We start from the raw sequence: 18,619 nt of genomic DNA, 5'->3' as shown, positions 1-18,619 counted from the left end.
GGTATGTTGACCTTGTCTGATACACTGTACGATTGAAGTCGCTGCTGTCCGGAAGAGTATAGTGCGTATTTCAATTTCTCTTTTTGTAGTAAGAAAACATATTTTTGGGCAGATAGTTTGTCTGACTCTGTTAATAAATAAAAAAGAAAAGCCTGTTTTCTTCACAGAAAGCAGGCTTATAAAATTCAAAAGAAATTCTTTATGAAATGTTGAACACAAATGCTGCTAATTCACATTACCGGCATTTGGTTACTCAAAGAAAGAAATCTTAATCAGCAAAAAGAGGATATTTCTTCATTGTCTCATTGACACGTGCACGTACTTGTGCGATCACCTCTTCGTTTTCCACGTTAGACAGAACTGTTTCGATCATTTCGGCAATTTCGATCATCAGGTCTTCTTTCGCACCACGGGTTGTGATGGCAGGAGTACCCAGACGGATACCGGAAGTTTGGAAAGCAGAACGGCTGTCAAACGGAACCATGTTCTTATTCACGGTAATGTCAGCAGAAACTAATGCTTTTTCTGCCACTTTACCTGTCAGATCAGGGTATTTGCTACGCAGGTCAACCAGCATGGAGTGATTGTCCGTACCACCGGAAACGATTGTAAAACCACGGTCTATCAAAGCCTGTGCCAGTACGGCAGCATTCTTCTGAACCTGTTTTGCATATTCCTTGTATTCCGGTTGCAGGATTTCGCCGAAAGCTACGGCTTTGGCAGCGATTACGTGTTCCAACGGTCCGCCCTGTACACCTGGGAATACAGCTGAATCCAGTAATTGAGACATCATTTTGATCTCACCCTTCGGAGTTTTCTTTCCCCAAGGATTAGGGAAATCTTTTCCCATCATGATGACCCCACCACGAGGTCCGCGAAGTGTTTTATGTGTAGTCGAAGTGACGATGTGTGCATATTTAACCGGGTTCTCCAACAGTCCGGCAGCGATCAGACCCGCAGGGTGAGCCATATCGATCATCAGGATAGCGCCTACTTTGTCTGCGATTTCACGCATACGTTTGTAGTCCCATTCGCGGGAATAAGCAGAGCCGCCGCCGATAATCATTTTCGGCTTTTCGCGCAAGGCAACTTCTTCCATCTGGTCGTAGTCTACACGGCCGGTTTCCTGATTCAGATTGTATTCGCAAGGAGTGTAGATAATGCCGGAAGTGTTTACTAATGAACCGTGAGAAAGGTGTCCGCCGTGTGCGAGGTTTAATCCCATAAATTTGTCGCCCGGATTCAAAACAGCCAGAAATACGGCTGCGTTGGCTTGTGCTCCTGAATGCGGTTGTACGTTTGCCCATTCGGCGCCGAAGATTTCTTTCAGGCGGTCGATAGCGATTTGTTCGCTCTGGTCAACTACTTCACAACCTCCGTAGTAACGTTTGCCCGGATAACCTTCTGCGTACTTGTTAGTCAGGCAAGAACCCATTGCCTGCATTACCTGGTCACTTACAAAGTTTTCAGATGCAATCAGCTCGATACCTTTCAGCTGACGTTGGTGCTCTTTTTCGATGATATCGAAAATTAAGTCGTCTCTTTTCATTCTTTTTATAGTATGATTAAATTTCTAATTCGAGATACCTATTTTAAGCGCACAAAGTTAGTGAAAATAAATAAAGAACGAAGGAACTATAAGAAAAATGTTAGTAAATAGAGGAAATTAATAGATAATGGATAATTTATCGTACGGAATGAATAGGAGGTGTCTGTTTTTGCCGGTTGCCGACTATCAAAAGTTAATCAGCCGGTTGTCGGATGTCCCTTAAAGAATGAATCCGAACGAGAAACTTAATGCGCTGTCGCGGCGGCGGAAAATGATAGGGCTGACTCCCGTGCTGCCGTCTGAATTGATATTGTCATATACGATGGATTTGGAGATATTTCCTATCCCCTGTTCGTAGCGGAAGTCGAAAAAGATGCGGGAGATATTGACGCCGACGCCGATCACGACGCTGACATTGAGCGGATACAGCTTTTCATGAATCCCTTTCTGGTCGAAGTTCGTGAAAGTGATTTCGTTCTGCTTTCCCCATAGATACCGGAGTTTGGGACCGGCAAAGATAGACATTCCGTACGGTCCTTTTTTCACTACATTATATCCGTAGAGGACAGGGAAGTCGATACTGTGAAGTACGGATTGTACCGAAGCATAATCGGGTTCGATGGCAGGGTGCTGCGAACCGAGTTTGTCAAAGGTGATCTCGCCTTTGCTGACATTATAGGATGCTTCCGGCTGAATGAAGTGCTTCTTTATATTAAAGCGCATGAAGATCGCGCCGAAATAGCCGATCTTATAATTATTTTGTACTTCGTCGATGGTTACGTCTTTGATTTTCAATTCGGATACCATGAACATGGAGGAGTTAAATCCGGCTTTGATACCGAAGTTAATTTTCTTTGTGTTGGGACGTTCCACTTTATCTGCGTTACGATCTTGGGCGAAAGCTGTGCAAGCTATCGCCATCCAACCGAAAAGAATTATGTTGCGCAGTATATTCATGGCAGTACTTTTTTCTTTATTTCTTCTTTTCTACACTCCAGCCGAATTTCCCTATTTTTTCTCCCAGGTCGTAATATCCTCCGTGTACATATACCAGTGGGTTCGCTTCCGCCAGTTCGAACTTGCCGGTTTCGGGATTCAGGTTCCGGTCGTCTGCACGGACGTTTACCACATCGGCGATAAACATATCATGCGAACCGAGCGAAACAATTTCCTTCACGCGACATTCGATGCAGAGGGGAGACTCTTCGATCAGCGGTGCGCTGACTACGGTGCAGCGTCCCGGAGTGAGTTTCATCTCTTCGAATTTACGATAATTCCGTCCCGAACGTACTCCGCACCAGTCGGTAGGGAACGCCATGTCTTTAGTTGTCAGATTGATGACGAACTCCATATTCTTCTTGATGATGTCGTAGGAGTGTCGTTCCGGTCGTACGGATATATAGCACATGGGCGGGTTTGTACAAATCGTACCCGTCCATGCTACTGTTATAATATTATATTCACTTTCATCTTTTCCGCAACTCACCAATACGGCAGGCAGCGGATAGATCATCGTTCCCGGTTTCCAGTCTTGTTTCAATTTAACAAAAAATTAAGAATGAGGAATGGAGAAACTAGAGGATGGTGATTTCCTCGCGTTTCTGTTCTTTCTCGCAATAATGGCACTTCACGATGCAATTATCCTTGTCTATCACATGAAATAACGTAGGCATAGGTTCATTGTTCGTGATACATTTCGGATTGGCGCATTTTACGATGCCGTGCAGTTCGTCCGGCATTCTGACTTCTTTCTTTTCAACGACTTCATAGTCGCGGATAATGTTCAGTTTTACGTAAGGTGCTACTACCGATATGCGGTTGATTTCTTCGTCGCAGAAAAACTTGTCGGCGATTTTGATAATGCCTTTTTTCCCTAGCTTTTTGCTGTCGAGGTTGAAGCCGATGGTGATGTTACACTTCATTTGCTCCACGCCCAGAAGTTGTACGACAGTAAAGAGTTTTTCTGATGGGATATGGTCAATCACTGTCCCGTTTTTCAGGGCAGCTACTTGCAATGCTTGTTTATTTTCGCTCATAATAAAATATCGTTTTTAACGTCCTCTAATGTGATACCTAACACGTCGCAAAGGATGGCTTCACGGGCATACAGACCGTTTTGCGCCTGTTGGAAATAGTATGCTTTCGGGTTGTTGTCCACGTCGTAAGCAATCTCGTTGACACGGGGCAGCGGGTGCAGGATGCGGAGGTTCGGACGGGTATTTTCCAGCATCTTGTTGCGCAGGATATATACATTTTTCACTCGTTCGTATTCCATCAGGTCGGTGAAGCGTTCACGTTGCACACGGGTCATATACAGGATGTCGGCGTCGGCGATAATTTCTTCGGTAAATTCCGTATGCTCAATGTATTTGATCTGATGCTCTTTGCAGTATAGCTTATATTCTTCCGGCATTTTCAGTTCATCGGGGGCGATGAAGTGGAATGTAGGGTTGAAGTGACGCATAGCCATCAGTAGTGAGTGGACGGTGCGGCCGTATTTCAAGTCTCCCACCAGAAAGATGTTCAGATTTTCCAGTGTTCCCTGAGTTTTGTAGATGGAGTAGAGGTCGAGCATCGTTTGTGACGGGTGCTGGTTGGCTCCGTCTCCTGCATTGACGATGGGCACAGGGGCTACTTCGCTGGCATATCGGGCAGCTCCTTCGAGATAGTGTCGCATGACGATGATATCCGCATAGCTGCTAACCATCATGATCGTGTCTTTGAGTGTTTCTCCTTTTGAGGAGCTGGTTGCTTTCGGATCAGTAAATCCGATGACGCGTGCGCCGAGGCGATTGGCTGCTGTTTCGAAACTCAGACGGGTACGGGTGGAAGGTTCAAAGAACAGGGTTGCTACTACCTTACCTTGCAATAACCGGCGGTTGGGGTTCATTTCAAACTGCTTCGCCATTTCGAGCATGTAGAGGATTTTTTCTTTAGAATGTTCGGCAATGGTTACTAAACTTCTGTTTTCCATTTTGTTATCTTTTATGTGGATAGAACTTGTTTTACCGGAGTGTAAAGGTACGAAGAAAATGTAAAATACAAACTTTTTTTCTCTTTTTATTCGTTTTTCGGTTGGTTTTAAAATATCAAATAAATCAAAAACTCGTTTGCTGTATGCTATATTTTATCTACCTTTGCGGCTTAATTATAAGCATCTTTTTTAAGCTAGAAGAAACATGATTCGAAAAATAATAAACGTTCTTTGGGTATTGTTGGCAGTTGCTTTAATAGCTATCGTAGTAGTTTTTGTGTCTATCTCTAAAGGCTGGATAGGCTATATGCCTCCTGTGGAAGAACTGGAAAACCCCAATTATAAATTTGCAACGGAAGTCTTCTCGGAAGACGGGAAGGTGCTGGGTACATTCTCGATGGAAAAAAACAATCGTGTGTACAGCAGCTATGCCGATCTTTCTCCCAATATCATTCATGCGCTGATTGCGACGGAGGATGTTCGTTTTGCCGAACATTCCGGTATTGATGCGAAGGCACTTTTCCGTGCTATCGTCAAGCGTGGATTATTGTTGCAGAAAAGCGCAGGTGGAGGTAGTACGATCTCACAACAGCTGGCAAAACAGTTGTTTACGGAAAAGGTGGCAAGCAATACTATGCAGCGTCTGTTGCAGAAACCGATCGAATGGGTGATTGCCGTAAAACTGGAACGTTACTATACGAAAGAAGAGATTCTGACAATGTATCTTAATAAGTTCGACTTCCTGAATAATGCTGTAGGTATAAAGACAGCCGCATCTACTTATTTCGGCTGTGAACCCAAAGATTTGAAAATAGAGCAGGCAGCGATGCTGGTGGGAATGTGTCAGAATCCGTCCCGTTATAATCCGGTATCCCGAAATCCGAAAATCCGTGAGAATGCGCTGGGACGTCGTAATGTCGTACTGCGTCAGATGGAAAAAGCTGGCTACATCTCGGATGCGGAGTGTGATTCTCTGCAGGCACTTCCGCTGAAACTTGCATATACCCGTGTAGACCATAAAGAAGGTCTGGCAACCTATTTCCGCGAATATCTTCGTGGCGTGATGACCGCCAAGAAACCGGTTAAGAGCGAGTACCGCGGCTGGCAGATGCAGAAGTATTATGAAGATTCACTTTCATGGGAAACAAATCCGTTGTATGGCTGGTGCGCCAAAAATAAAAAGAAAGACGGCTCGAATTATAATATCTATACGGATGGTCTGAAGATTTATACCACCATCAATTCGCATATGCAGCAATACGCTGAGGATGCTATCAAAGAACATTTAGGCGACTTCTTGCAACCTCTGTTCTTTAAAGAAAAACAAGGAAGTAAGAACGCCCCGTATGCAAGGGCATTGCCGCAGGCGCGGGTGGAAGAATTGCTGACCAGAGCCATGAAACAAACCGAACGTTATAATGTAATGAAGTCGGCGGGTGCTTCTGAACAGGAGATTCGCAAAGCATTCGATACTCCTCAGGAAATGTCTGTTTTCACTTGGGCAGGTGAGAAGGATACGATTATGACTCCGATGGACTCTATTCGCTATTACAAACACTTCCTGCGTACAGGATTCATGTCGATGGACCCGATGACCGGATATGTGAAGGCGTATGTTGGAGGACCGAATTATACATATTTCCAATATGACATGGCAATGGTGGGACGCCGTCAGGTAGGTTCTACTATCAAGCCGTATCTGTATACACTGGCGATGGAGAACGGATTTTCACCTTGTGATCAGGTGCGTCATGTAGAACAAACGCTGATTACCGAAACAGGAGAGGCATGGACTCCCCGAAACGCCAATAATAAACGTTATGGTGAAATGGTGACTCTGAAATGGGGACTGGCCAATTCGGATAACTGGATTTCGGCTTACCTGATGGGTAAACTGAATCCTTATAACCTTGTAAGGCTGATTCATAGTTTTGGTGTACGAAACAAGGCGATCGACCCTGTTGTTTCACTTTGTCTGGGTCCCTGCGAAATTTCTGTCGGTGAAATGGTAAGCGCATATACAGCTTTTGCCAATAAGGGGATTCGGGTAGCTCCGTTATTCGTCACCCGCATTGAAGATAGTGACGGCAATGTGCTTTCTACGTTTGCACCGCAGATGGAAGAAGTTATCAGTGTTTCGAGCGCATACAAGATGTTGGTAATGCTTCGTTCCGTTATCAATGAAGGAACAGGCGGACGTGTTCGCCGTTACGGAATTACGGCCGATATGGGCGGTAAAACAGGTACGACCAATGATAACTCGGATAGCTGGTTTATGGGCTTTACTCCATCATTGGTGTCCGGTTGCTGGGTAGGAGGTGATGAACGTGACATCCACTTTGGTACAATGACTTATGGACAGGGAGCCGCTGCCGCATTGCCTATCTGGGCAACTTATATGAAGAAAGTCTACGATGACCCGACTTTGGGATACAGCCAGACGGAAACGTTTAAATTGCCCGAAGGTTTTGACCCTTGTGCCGGTTCGGAAACACCGGACGGAGAAGTCTTCGAAGAAACGGGACTGGACGATTTGTTTAATTAAACCTCTCATCGTGCATAAATGTATCATTTGTATCGGAAGTAACTACAACCGGAAAGAGAATCTTCTTCTGGCTCGCAGGAGACTGGTGGATTTGTTTCCTACCATCCGTTTTACGTCTGAACAGGAGACACGCCCTTTGTTTTTCAGAAGTCCGGCATTGTTCTCCAATCAGGTGGCGATGTTCTTCTCGGAAGCGGAGGAGGAAAGAGTGCGCAAGGAGCTGAAAGCTATCGAGCAGTCCGCCGGGCGTCGTCCGGAGGATAAGAAGGAAGAAAAAGTCAGTCTGGATATTGATTTGCTCTCTTTCGATGACCGGGTGTTGAAGCCGGAAGACCTGAAAAGAGAGTATGTAGTGAAAGGATTAGAAGAATTAAAATACAATCAGATATGAAATTTCTGGGAATAATACCTGCCCGCTATGCATCCACCCGTTTCCCTGCGAAACCATTGGCTATGCTGGGGGGAAAGACGGTGATACAGCGTGTATACGAACAAGTAGCGGGCATCTTGGATGATGCTTATGTGGCTACCGATGACGAACGTATTGAAGTTGCCGTAAAAGCATTCGGAGGAAAAGTAGTCATGACTTCCGTCGACCATAAAAGTGGTACCGACCGCTGCTATGAGGCGTGCACTAAGATCGGAGGCGATTTTGATGTGGTGGTCAATATACAGGGGGACGAACCTTTCATCCAGCCTTCCCAGCTGAATGCTGTAAAGGCTTGTTTCGAAGACCCTACCACGCAGATTGCTACGTTGGTGAAGCCTTTCACAGCCGATGAACCGTTTGCTGTACTGGAGAATGTCAACTCCCCGAAAGTGGTGGTCAACAAGAACTGGAACGCACTTTATTTCAGCCGTTCCATCATACCTTTTCAGCGCAATGCCGACAAGGAAGACTGGCTGAAGGGACATACCTACTACAAACATATCGGTCTGTACGCTTATCGCACGGAAGTATTGAAGGAGATCACCGCTCTTCCGCAATCCTCTCTGGAGTTGGCAGAATCGCTCGAACAGTTGCGCTGGCTGGAGAATGGATATAAAATAAAGGTAGGCATCAGTGATGTGGAAACGATCGGTATCGACACGCCGCAGGATCTGAAACATGCAGAAGAATTTTTGAAGAACAGAAGCTGATTTATGGATCGTACGATACAACCTGAAATACAGGCCCTGAAAAATTTCCATATCCTTCCTCCCGTCCGGACTATTTTGCCGAACGGCGTCCCGTTGACGGTTGTCAATGCCGGTGAACAGGAGGTGGTCCGTATGGATATTCTTTTTGCCGGAGGTCGTTGGCAGCAGTCGCAGAAGTTGCAGGCGCTGTTTACAAACCGGATATTACGCGAAGGCACGCAGAAGTATACAGCGGCAACCATTGCAGAGAAGCTGGATTATTATGGTTCATGGCTCGAACTGTCCAGTTCGTCGGAGTATGCTTATATCACTGTCTACTCGTTGAACAAGTATCTGGCAAAAACGCTGGAAGTCGTGGAATCCATGATTAAGGAACCCTTGTTTCCGGAGAAAGAACTGCATACCATCCTGGATACGAATATCCAGCAATATCTGGTCAATACTTCCAAAGTAGACTTCCTTGCACACCGTGGTCTGTTGCAGGCACTTTACGGGGCGCAGCATCCATGCGGACAAATCGTAGTGGAGGAAGATTATCATGCCATTACGCCGGAAGTCCTTCGTGAATTCTACGGACGGCATTATCATTCGGGCAATTGCTCCATTTTCTTGTCGGGTAAGGTGACGGAAGATATCATCCGCCGGGTGACCGATGCTTTCGGGACTCCTTTCGGACAATATCAGCTGAAAGCATCAAAACCGGTATTTTCATTCGTTGCCGTTCCCGAAAAAAGAATTTTCATAGAGCGTGAAGACGCTTTGCAGAGTGCGGTAAAGATGGGATGTACTACCATAACCCGCCAGAACCCCGACTATCTGAAATTACGTGTACTGATGACGCTGTTCGGAGGATACTTTGGCAGCCGTCTGATGTCTAATATCCGTGAAGAGAAAGGATATACTTATGGAATTTCTGCCGGAATTATGTTCTATCCGGATAGCGGTTTGCTGGGAATCTCGACCGAAACGGATAATGAATACGTGGAACCGCTGATACAGGAAGTATATAATGAGATAGACAAACTACACCGGGAGCCTGTTCCTATGGAAGAACTGACGATGGTGCGCAACTATATGCTGGGCGAAATGTGCCGGAGCTACGAATCGCCTTTCTCGCTGGCGGATGCGTGGATTTTTATTGCTACTTCGGGGCTGGATGACCAGTATTTCTCCCGTTCTTTGCAGGCTGTAAATGAGGTGACACCTCAGGAAATACAGGAATTGGCACAGCGCTATTTGTGCAAAGAGACATTAAAAGAGGTCATTGCTGGTAAAAAGTTGTCATAATTTGCTTTCCGGTATGGCACTTTTTGGGAGAGAAGTTGTATCTTTGTCCAAACTGTAATTTTAATGAGTAACGAGTAAAACTAATGAGGAAATATCTATATACTACACTTTTTTTGACTCTTCTTGCACAGGGAGGAGTGATGGCACAAGATAACAATACCAGCAAAGGTGGGTTCTTCGGAAAGTTGAAAGACACATTCTCTACAGAAATAAAAATCGGAAATTATACTTTCAAAGATGGTAGCGTCTATACAGGAGAAATGAAAGGACGCAAACCGAACGGAAAAGGGAAAACGGTCTTTAAAAATGGGGATGTCTACGAAGGGGAATATATCAAAGGAAAACGTGAAGGTTACGGAATCTATTCTTTTCCGGATGGAGAGAAGTACGAAGGTCAGTGGTTCCAGGATCAGCAACACGGAAAAGGAATCTATTATTTTATGAATAATAACCGTTATGACGGTATGTGGTTCCAGGATTATCAGCATGGTGCAGGAACGATGTATTATCATAATGGAGACTTGTACGTAGGCAATTGGGCGAACGACAAGCGTGAAGGCGAAGGTACTTATACGTGGGCGAACGGTGCTAAATACAGCGGTCACTGGAAGAATGACAAGAAGAACGGCAAAGGTACCATGAACTGGGATGACGGCTGCAAGTACGACGGTGACTGGAAAGATGATGTACGTCACGGAAAAGGCGTATTCGAATATACTAACGGAGATAAGTACGATGGTGACTGGGCAGATGACATCCAGCATGGAAAAGGTACTTATTTTTTTCATACGGGAGATCGATACGAAGGTTCTTACCTTTTGGGAGAACGCACCGGAGAAGGCGTTTATTATCATGCCAACGGCGATAAATATGTAGGAAACTTCAAAGACGGTATGCAGGACGGAAAAGGTACATTCACGTGGGCAAACGGTGCTGTGTATGAAGGTGACTGGAAAAACAATAAACGCGAAGGCAAAGGTATCTATAAATGGAGTAACGGGGATGTTTACGAAGGAGACTGGAAGAACAATCGTCCTCACGGTCAGGGCTCTCTGAAAACCGTTGCCGGTATGCAATATAAAGGTGGTTTCGTAGACGGACTGGAAGAAGGACAAGGTGTTCAGATCGACAAAGACGGTAACCGCTTCGAAGGCTTCTTCAAACAAGGAAAGAAAGATGGTCCTTTTGTAGAAACAGATAAAGACGGAAAGGTGATCAAAAAAGGAACCTATAAAATGGGAAGACTTCTTTAAAAGAAAGAATTATAGATAAATAAGAAAGCCGGCTAAATCCAAGTTTAGCCGGCTTTCTTTATCTTATCCTTTACTCATCATTCTTCATTTAGATGATATATTGTGAACTGATGGACTCGTTATTCATTACCCGCTTGATTGTTTCGGCAAACATATCAGCGATGCTCAGTTGTTTCACTTTCGCGCATTTCTTAGCGTAAGGGATACTGTCTGTAAATACCATTTCAGTCAGTCCGGATTCCTGCACACGGAAAGAAGCTGGGTCAGACATTACACAGTGACTGGCAATAGCGCGTACGGATTTGGCTCCGGCTTCCATCATGATATTGGCAGCTTTGGTGATGGTGCCTGCTGTATCTACGATGTCGTCGATCAATACTACGTTTTTGTCTTTCACATCACCGATGATTTGCATAGAAGCTACTTCATTGGCTTTTTCACGTGACTTGTTGCAGAGTACCAAAGGTACACCAAGGTATTTGGAGAAAGTGCTGGCGCGTTTTGAACCACCTACGTCCGGTGTAGCAATCACCAGGTCTTCCAGTTTCAATGACTGGATATAGGGGAGGAATACGGCTGATGCATACAGGTGATCTACGGGGATATTGAAGAATCCCTGAATCTGGTCTGCATGCAAATCCATGGTAATCAGTCGGTCGATACCTGCTACTGAAAGCAGGTCGGCTACCAATTTAGCTCCGATAGATACACGAGGTTTGTCTTTTCTGTCCTGACGTGCCCATCCGAAATAGGGGATAACAGCTACGACGCTCTTTGCAGATGCACGTTTGGCGGCGTCGATCATCAGGAGAAGTTCCATTAAGTTGTCTGAGTTAGGGAAAGTAGACTGCACAAGGAATACATGTGCGCCACGAATTGATTCTTCGTAAGAAACGGCAAACTCACCATCTGCAAAGTGGGTGATGTTCATGTTTCCCAGAGGACAATTGAGACTTGCGCAGATTTTCTCTGCAAGATATCTCGAGTTAGTTCCCGAGAATACCATAAAGGGTGCTTTTTCGCTCATTTTGTAATAGATGTTACCTATTTGTTAATTTGCCTGCAAAGGTAGGAATTTCTCTTATTATTTAGAAAGACTTATTGTAGAAAAAATAATTTTCTCTCCAACTTATCGGAAATATTTGTAGATTTGCAAGTAAGAACGAAGAACTGAGAATGAAGAATGAAGAATTATGGACGAAAAACAGAAAATGAAGAGCGAAGAATGAAAGATAGTTATCGCCTGTCTTTTTATTCTCCATTTTCCATTTTCCATTCTCCATTATATATAATAGGAGTATTGTTGCTTTCCTCCCTTTTTTCGTGTACCGACATGGTGCCCACAAAAGAAGTGAGGCTTATCGACTCGCTGAATGGAAAAGCGTATGCTTATCGTTACCGTAATCTGGACTCTTCCTACAAATACGCCTATAAAGCATATCGGCAAGTAAACCTGTATAAGTCGGGGAAAGCGGAAGCTTCCAATAATCTGGGGTTCTGTGCTTTCATGAATATGGATTTCGACCGTGCCGAGGCGTATCATAAAGAGGTATACAAGCTGACTAAAAATGAGCTTGAACTGTTGATAGCAGACATCGGACTGATGAAAATCTGCCAACGGACAGCACTCAACAAAGAATTTTATGATTACCGGAACAGTGCCCTCCGACGGATGAAGCGTATTCGTGAAGAGAGCGACCTCTTTGCCGACCGTCACGAAGCGCTTCGGCTGGATTACGCATTTACCGAATTTTTTCTCGTTTCCTCCATTTACTATTACTATCTCCAGCAACGGCAGGAAGCGATAATCTCTATTGATAATATTCAGGAAGACGAAGCGTTGAGCGATACCAATCAGCTTCTTTATTATCATTATCTCAAAGGATCGGCTTCTTTGGTCGCAGCGAATACTCCGGAAGAACGGAAACTCCGCGAGTTTGACGAACTTTATTTCACTTGGCGGACAGCCGTGAAGAGCAAGCATCCATATTTTGAGGGGAATGGAATGCAGGGACTTGCCAATCTGATGGCATCCCCGTCTAATTTTGAGTTTTTCAAGACAAGGCGTACACATGCGTTGGATCAGTTTGATTTTCCGGTAGATTCTTTGTTTCCTTTGCGTCTGGCCCAACTGGCATTGGAGAAATTTCGCGAATATAATGATTTGTATCAGATTGCCGGAGCTTATGTATCTATCGGCAAATACCTGAATGCGCACGGACGTTATCAGGAAGCATTGGATACTTTATCAAAAGCATTGAACTGTGTGAACCATCATCATATGCTCTATTATCATAATGAAGTGGATACGCTGGATAAATTATATACGTTTGCCGAGGGAGATACCACATATACCGGAGTTCCATGGATTGGACAGGAGAAGGTAAAGACCGTTCCCGAATGGATCTCACGGATAAGGGAGCAGTTGAGCGTTTCATATGCCGGGCTGGGGATGAAGGATGCTTCTGATTATAACCGGAATATCTATCTGGATATTTTGAACTTTACCCGTCAGGATAAGGAGCTGGAAAGCCGTTACCTGTCTTTGGAAGCAGGTTCGCGACAGATGACGGTCGTTCTTTTTTTGGTTATTGTCGGCTTGGTACTGGTGATTATCCTTTGGTGGTTCTTCAACAAACGTTCCAAAATCAGGAATCAGGTGGATGTGGAGCGTCTGCAACGGATTCTCTCTCTTTGTCGGGATATCACTTCTTCTATACCGATGAACGTACCTCTGATTCAGCAAGGCATTGACCAGCTGTTCGGGAAAGGACGTCTGACGCTGGAAATTCCGGAAGAAGGAAAAGCTGCACTGGTACCTTCTTCCCATCGACTGAACCGGGACGAGAAGGCATTGGTGCATGTAGTGGAACCTTATATCGTATGGGCTGCTGAAAATGAACAAATGGTGGCTACGTTGAGCGACGAGCGAAATCAGCTGGAGAAACAGCGGTATATCTACGAGCAGCATATTGCAGGAAACAAACGTCAGAATCTGATAAAGAAGGCTTGTATGGCCATCGTGAACGGGATTAATCCTTATATCGACCGGATTCTGAACGAAGTACATAAGCTGACGGAAAAAGGATATATTGATGACGCCAGGATAAAGAAAGAGAAATACCAGTACATTGATGAACTGGTGACTACCATCAACGAATACAATGATATTCTGGCACTTTGGATCAAGATGAAGCAAGGTACGCTTAGTCTGAACATCGAGACATTCAGTCTGAATGAACTGTTTGATTTGCTGGGAAAAGGACGGCGTGCTTTTGAAATGAAAAAGCAAAAGCTGGAAATCGGACCGACCACCCTGATGGTAAAGGCCGATCGCGCATTGACCTTGTTTATGATTAATACACTGGCTGAAAATGCCCGTAAGTATACGCCCGAGGGAGGAACGGTAAAAGTATATGCGCATGCTACCGACGCGTACGTGGAAATCTCCGTAGAAGATAATGGGAGAGGGCTTTCAGCAGAAGATATCGCGCATATCATTGGTGAAAAGGTATATGATTCGCGTGCTATCGGCATGAAAGACGCGGCAGATCCGGAAGAACTGAAAGAGAATAAAGGAAGCGGTTTTGGTTTGATGAACTGCAAGGGAATCATAGAGAAATATAAGAAAACGAATGAACTGTTCCGGGTCTGTGTATTCGATATAGAAAGCGAACCGGGAAAGGGAAGCCGTTTTTATTTCCGCTTGCCTTCGGGAGTACGTAAAGTGATTGGCGTGTTGCTCTGCCTGTTGCTTCCGTTGGGAATGGCTTCTTGTCTGCATGAACCCCTTCCGTCGATATTGCAGGATAGTGACTCCATTGCGATTACTACAGATTCTACTTATGAAGATCTGCTTGATGCAGCCTCTGATTATGCCAATGCCGCTTATTTTGCCAATGTGGATGAGAACTACGAAATAGCATTGCAGTATATAGATTCGGCAATGATGTCGTTGAATGAGCATTATAAGAAATATACGCGTACCCCGAAGCCGCATCGATACATGAAACTGGTGGGAAAAGGAACCCCTGCTGAACTGTTTTGGTGGAATGAACTTTTTGATTCAGACTATCATGTGATTTTGGATATCAGAAATGAAGCGGCGGTAGCATTCCTTGCTTTGAAACAAATTGATGCCTACAGTTATAATAATTCTGCTTTTACAGATTTATATAAGGTACAGGGAGAAGACCAGACTTTGGAAGGGTATTGCAGGCAGTTGGAACGATCCAACACGAATAAGACGGTTGGTATCATCCTCTGTTTCGTCTTGCTGATCGTTTCTCTGATCGGCTATTATCTCTTGTATATGAGGAAGATGTTGCAGAACCGTTTGAACCTGGAACAGGTGCTTGAGATAAATCAGAAAGTTTTTGCCGCCTCTTTGGTCAGACCTCAGACTCAGGAGAACGAGGAAGCGCTTCAGAGGGAGGAAAATACACTTAAAGAGATTCCGCAGCGCATCGTGAATGAGGCTTTTGGCTCAGTAAATGAGTTGCTGACAATCAGCCTGATGGGCATTGCTGTTTATAACGAAACCACGCATCGGCTGGAATATGCTTCCTGTCCCGGGCAGGAAATGCCGGAAATGGTGCAGCAATGTTTTGAAACAGGGGAATATCTCTCAGAACAGAATTTGCAGGCGATTCCGTTGATGGTGGAAGCCGGAGGTGAGCATCAATGTGTAGGTGTGCTTTATCTGGAACGGAGGGAAGGAACGCAACAGGAAACGGATCATCTTCTTTTTGAGCTGGTAGCACGTTATGTATCGATTGTGGTGTTTAATGCAGTGGTAAAGCTTGCCACGCAATACCGGGATATCGAGTCGGCACACGAGGAAACACGCCGTGCTTCGTGGGAAGACAGTATGCTCCATGTGCAGAACATGGTGCTCGATAACTGCCTTTCGACGATTAAGCATGAGACAATTTATTATCCGAACAAGATTAAACAGATTATCGGTCGGTTGAATATGCAGAACCTTCCGGAAAAGGATGAGCGGGAAGCTGTGGAGACGATTACGGAACTGATAGAATATTATAAAGGGATCTTTACAATTCTGAGCTCATGCGCTGCCCGACAGCTGGAGGAGGTTACTTTCCGCCGGAATACGATTCCGGTACAGGAGCTTTTTGATGCTGCCGGAAAATACTTCAGGAAGGTCATGAAAAACCGGACGGAAAAGGTAGAACTAATCATAGAACCGATGGAAGCCAAAGTGATCGGTGACGTGAATCAGTTGCGTTTCCTGTTTGAGAATCTGATTGATGAAGCATTGGCGGTTCGTGAAGAAGGAGTGATACGCTTGCAGGCTCGTAAGGACAATGAATATATCCGTTTCCTCTTTACGGATACCAGACGCGAGAAGAGTGTGACGGAGCTGAACCAGTTGTTCTATCCGAACCTGGCTCGTATGACTTCCGGCGAAAAAGGGGAGTTGAGGGGAACGGAATATCTGATATGCAAGCAGATTATTCGTGACCATGATGAATTTGCGGGGCGCAGAGGATGCCGTATCAATGCCGAACCGGCAGAAGGGGGAGGATTTACGGTTTACTTCACCATCCCGCGCAGATAAGAAAGAAGACACATAAAAGTTATTAGATAAATAAAATGGAAGAACAGAAGTTTAAAGTTATTATTGTAGAGGACGTAAAACTGGAATTGAAAGGCACAGAAGAAATTTTCCGTCATGAGATACCCAACGCAGAAGTGATCGGCACGGCAATGACAGAAAGCGAGTTCTGGCCGTTGATGGAAGCGCAGCTTCCCGATCTGGTTTTGCTGGATTTGGGACTGGGAGGTTCTACGACGATTGGCGTTGATATCTGCCGGAATATTTTCAAACGTTATAAGGGGGTTCGTGTATTGATCTTTACGGGGGAAATACTGAATGAAAAACTGTGGGTGGATGTGCTGAATGCAGGAGCGGACGGCATTATTCTCAAAACAGGAGAATTGCTGACCAAGACAGACGTACAAGCTGTAATGGACGGCAAGAAGCTGGTATTCAACTATCCGATTCTGGAGAAGATCGTAGATCGTTTCAAAAAGTCGGTAGCGAATGATGCCAAGCGTCAGGAAGCGGTAATCAACTATGATATTGATGAATATGACGAGCGTTTTCTTCGCCATCTGGCATTAGGCTACACCAAAGATATGATTGCCAACCTGAAAGGAATGCCATTCGGCGTGAAATCACTGGAGAAACGACAGAATGACCTGATCGGACGTCTCTTCCCGAATGGAGAACGGGTGGGAGTGAACGCGACCCGTCTGGCTGTCCGTGCATTGGAATTACGCATTATCGATCTGGATAATCTGGAAGCTGATGAAGAGTAAATGGCGTATGCCGCATCCCGCTACGATGTTCCTGCTGTTGACAATGGCGGTGGTCTTTCTTTCGTGGATATGTGATATCTACGGACTGAAAGTAACGCTGCCGCAATCAGGGGAGGATATTCGGGTGCAAAGCCTGCTGAGTCCTGAGGGAATCCGCTGGTGGTTGCGGAATGCTATCAAGAACTTTACCGGTTTTGCTCCGCTGGGTATGGTGATTATCGCCATGTTCGGACTGGGGGTGGCCCAACATTCCGGATTTATCGATGCGTGCATCCGTCTGGGAGTGGGAAACCGGAAAGAGAAAAGAAAAGTTATCCTGTGGGTGATTGTTCTCGGATTGCTGTCGAACGTCATTGGTGACGGCGGTTATATTATTCTGCTTCCCATTGCCGCCATGCTGTTTCAGTGGGTGGGACTTCATCCGATAGCGGGGATTGTGACAGCTTACGTTTCCGTGGCCTGCGGATATAGTGCCAATATCGTACTGAGTACGATGGACCCACTCTTGGCGCATACCACTCAGGAAGCCGCGCTCACACTGATGGGATATCAGGGAAACACGGAGCCGCTGTGCAACTACTTCTTTATGAGCGCTTCGACAGTGGTGATTACAGGGATCGTTTATTGGGTGACTCAGAAATGGCTTCTCCCGAACCTAGGAAAATATGAGGGAAGTGTGAAAGTCGAAGCCTACCGCCCTTTGTCACGGAAAGAACGTCGTGCGCTGATGGTGGCTGTTACAGTGGCAGGGATATACGTTGTCCTTATTTTGTGGCTTACTTTTTCTTCCTATGGTATCCTGCGTGGCGTTAACGGAGGTTTGATGCACTCACCCTTCATAGCCGGTATCCTGTTTCTGCTATCTCTGGGCGCAGGCTTTACGGGAATGGCTTACGGATTCAGCTCCGGTCGTTATCGCAGCGATAATGATGTGATCGAAGGACTTACCCAGCCGATCAAACTGCTGGGTGTATATTTCGTTATTGCTTTCTTCGCTGCCCAGATGTTTGCCTGTTTCGAGTATTCTCATCTGGACAAGTGTCTTGCGATTATGGGAGCGGACCTGCTCTCTTCTTTTGAGCCGGCTCCCTTGTCCGCACTCATCTTGTTTATCCTGTTTACGGCGTTTATCAATCTGATTATGGTATCCGCCACTTCCAAATGGGCATTTATGTCTTTCATCTTCATCCCGATGTTTGCGCAGATGGGGATTTCGCCGGACGTCACGCAGTGTGCTTTTCGTATCGGAGACAGTTCGACGAATGCCATTACTCCTTTCTTGTTCTATATGCCGCTGGTGTTGACGTATATGCGGCAATATGACAAACAGATCACATACGGATCGTTGCTGAAATATACATGGAGGTACTCCTTGTGCATTCTGGCAGCATGGACATTGCTGTTTATCGTCTGGTATCTGTTGAAGATACCGATGGGGTTATAATTCACGATTCAAAATTCCGGTTATTAAAACCGGAATTTTGAGTTTCTGAATTAATCGCTATATTTGCACCCGTCCCTTAAAG

At 45.3% G+C, this 18,619-nt stretch carries 14 protein-coding genes; 8 read left to right on the top strand and 6 right to left on the bottom strand.

Annotated elements, in window-relative coordinates; translation table 11 throughout:
* Positions 1–268: 268 nt before the first annotated feature.
* The 5 genes from glyA to pyrB form a co-directional block, all read right to left on the bottom strand.
* Positions 269–1,549 (bottom strand): serine hydroxymethyltransferase, encoded by a 1,281-nt coding sequence (gene glyA / locus ACHLI0_RS02865; RefSeq protein ID WP_008761412.1) that lies wholly within the window; start codon positions 1,547–1,549, stop codon positions 269–271.
* 219 nt (positions 1,550–1,768) lie between these two features.
* Positions 1,769–2,506 (bottom strand): porin family protein, encoded by a 738-nt coding sequence (locus tag ACHLI0_RS02860; protein WP_022471292.1) that lies wholly within the window; start codon positions 2,504–2,506, stop codon positions 1,769–1,771.
* A 16-nt stretch (positions 2,507–2,522) separates the two neighbouring features.
* Complete coding sequence (locus ACHLI0_RS02855) at positions 2,523–3,089, bottom strand: flavin reductase family protein (protein WP_008761414.1); 567 nt, start codon at positions 3,087–3,089, stop codon at positions 2,523–2,525.
* Positions 3,090–3,123: 34 nt separating this feature from the next.
* Complete coding sequence (gene pyrI, locus ACHLI0_RS02850) at positions 3,124–3,585, bottom strand: aspartate carbamoyltransferase regulatory subunit (RefSeq protein ID WP_008761415.1); 462 nt, start codon at positions 3,583–3,585, stop codon at positions 3,124–3,126.
* Positions 3,582–4,523, bottom strand: a complete 942-nt coding sequence (gene pyrB / locus ACHLI0_RS02845; RefSeq protein WP_008761416.1) for an aspartate carbamoyltransferase — start codon at positions 4,521–4,523, stop codon at positions 3,582–3,584. Before pyrB ends, pyrI begins: the two co-directional genes overlap by 4 nt.
* Positions 4,524–4,728: 205 nt before the next feature.
* On the opposite strand from pyrB, the gene ACHLI0_RS02840 reads away from it, so the two are divergent.
* The 5 genes from ACHLI0_RS02840 to ACHLI0_RS02820 all read left to right on the top strand — a co-directional run bounded on the left by ACHLI0_RS02840 (position 4,729) and on the right by ACHLI0_RS02820 (position 10,748).
* Positions 4,729–7,068, top strand: a complete 2,340-nt coding sequence (locus ACHLI0_RS02840) for a transglycosylase domain-containing protein (protein WP_008765610.1) — start codon at positions 4,729–4,731, stop codon at positions 7,066–7,068.
* Between the two features lie 10 nt (positions 7,069–7,078).
* Positions 7,079–7,459 carry a 2-amino-4-hydroxy-6-hydroxymethyldihydropteridine diphosphokinase gene (locus ACHLI0_RS02835; protein ID WP_008761418.1) on the top strand — a complete coding sequence of 127 codons (381 nt, stop codon included), beginning with the start codon at positions 7,079–7,081 and terminating at the stop codon, positions 7,457–7,459.
* Positions 7,456–8,208 (top strand): 3-deoxy-manno-octulosonate cytidylyltransferase, encoded by a 753-nt coding sequence (kdsB, locus tag ACHLI0_RS02830; protein ID WP_234118012.1) that lies wholly within the window; start codon positions 7,456–7,458, stop codon positions 8,206–8,208. The genes ACHLI0_RS02835 and kdsB overlap by 4 nt, the downstream gene beginning before the upstream one ends.
* 3 nt (positions 8,209–8,211) lie before the next feature.
* Positions 8,212–9,495: a M16 family metallopeptidase gene (locus tag ACHLI0_RS02825; protein ID WP_490748402.1), complete on the top strand. Its 1,284-nt coding sequence runs from the start codon at positions 8,212–8,214 to the stop codon at positions 9,493–9,495.
* A gap of 83 nt (positions 9,496–9,578) precedes the next feature.
* Entirely contained in the window at positions 9,579–10,748 is a 1,170-nt protein-coding gene (locus ACHLI0_RS02820; protein ID WP_055218070.1) for an MORN repeat-containing protein, read from the top strand.
* Between the two features lie 88 nt (positions 10,749–10,836).
* On the opposite strand, the gene ACHLI0_RS02815 is transcribed toward ACHLI0_RS02820, so the two are convergent.
* A complete protein-coding gene (locus ACHLI0_RS02815) occupies positions 10,837–11,775 on the bottom strand; it encodes a ribose-phosphate pyrophosphokinase (protein ID WP_008761422.1) in 939 nt (312 codons plus the stop codon).
* A 306-nt stretch (positions 11,776–12,081) separates the two neighbouring features.
* Between ACHLI0_RS02815 and ACHLI0_RS02810 the strand changes: the two genes are divergently transcribed.
* The 3 genes from ACHLI0_RS02810 to ACHLI0_RS02800 are packed head-to-tail and all read left to right on the top strand — an operon-like array spanning position 12,082 to position 18,537.
* Positions 12,082–16,329, top strand: a complete 4,248-nt coding sequence (locus ACHLI0_RS02810) for a DUF5113 domain-containing protein (protein WP_490749547.1) — start codon at positions 12,082–12,084, stop codon at positions 16,327–16,329.
* A gap of 35 nt (positions 16,330–16,364) precedes the next feature.
* On the top strand, positions 16,365–17,093 hold the full coding sequence (locus tag ACHLI0_RS02805; protein ID WP_008761423.1) for a DUF5932 domain-containing protein: 729 nt from the start codon (positions 16,365–16,367) through the stop codon (positions 17,091–17,093).
* Positions 17,083–18,537, top strand: coding sequence for an AbgT family transporter (locus tag ACHLI0_RS02800; RefSeq protein ID WP_490748400.1), 1,455 nt, complete (start codon positions 17,083–17,085; stop codon positions 18,535–18,537). The genes ACHLI0_RS02805 and ACHLI0_RS02800 overlap by 11 nt, the downstream gene beginning before the upstream one ends.
* Positions 18,538–18,619: the final 82 nt, after the last annotated feature.

The organism is Bacteroides sp. RCH18, from assembly GCF_058231005.1.
Note: the sequence above shows the minus strand (reverse complement) of the source record. Positions and strands in the feature narration are given on the sequence as shown.

What these genes read in the sequence shown, in the direction of transcription:
- glyA (WP_008761412.1), bottom strand. Translation starts at nt 1,549, where the DNA reads ATGAAAAGAGACGACTTAATTTTCGATATCATCGAAAAAGAGCACCAA.
- ACHLI0_RS02860 (WP_022471292.1), bottom strand. Translation starts at nt 2,506, where the DNA reads ATGAATATACTGCGCAACATAATTCTTTTCGGTTGGATGGCGATAGCT.
- pyrI (WP_008761415.1), bottom strand. Translation starts at nt 3,585, where the DNA reads ATGAGCGAAAATAAACAAGCATTGCAAGTAGCTGCCCTGAAAAACGGG.
- pyrB (WP_008761416.1), bottom strand. Translation starts at nt 4,523, where the DNA reads ATGGAAAACAGAAGTTTAGTAACCATTGCCGAACATTCTAAAGAAAAA.
- ACHLI0_RS02840 (WP_008765610.1), top strand. Translation starts at nt 4,729, where the DNA reads ATGATTCGAAAAATAATAAACGTTCTTTGGGTATTGTTGGCAGTTGCT.
- kdsB (WP_234118012.1), top strand. Translation starts at nt 7,456, where the DNA reads ATGAAATTTCTGGGAATAATACCTGCCCGCTATGCATCCACCCGTTTC.
- ACHLI0_RS02825 (WP_490748402.1), top strand. Translation starts at nt 8,212, where the DNA reads ATGGATCGTACGATACAACCTGAAATACAGGCCCTGAAAAATTTCCAT.
- ACHLI0_RS02820 (WP_055218070.1), top strand. Translation starts at nt 9,579, where the DNA reads ATGAGGAAATATCTATATACTACACTTTTTTTGACTCTTCTTGCACAG.
- ACHLI0_RS02815 (WP_008761422.1), bottom strand. Translation starts at nt 11,775, where the DNA reads ATGAGCGAAAAAGCACCCTTTATGGTATTCTCGGGAACTAACTCGAGA.
- ACHLI0_RS02810 (WP_490749547.1), top strand. Translation starts at nt 12,082, where the DNA reads ATGGTGCCCACAAAAGAAGTGAGGCTTATCGACTCGCTGAATGGAAAA.
- ACHLI0_RS02805 (WP_008761423.1), top strand. Translation starts at nt 16,365, where the DNA reads ATGGAAGAACAGAAGTTTAAAGTTATTATTGTAGAGGACGTAAAACTG.
- ACHLI0_RS02800 (WP_490748400.1), top strand. Translation starts at nt 17,083, where the DNA reads ATGAAGAGTAAATGGCGTATGCCGCATCCCGCTACGATGTTCCTGCTG.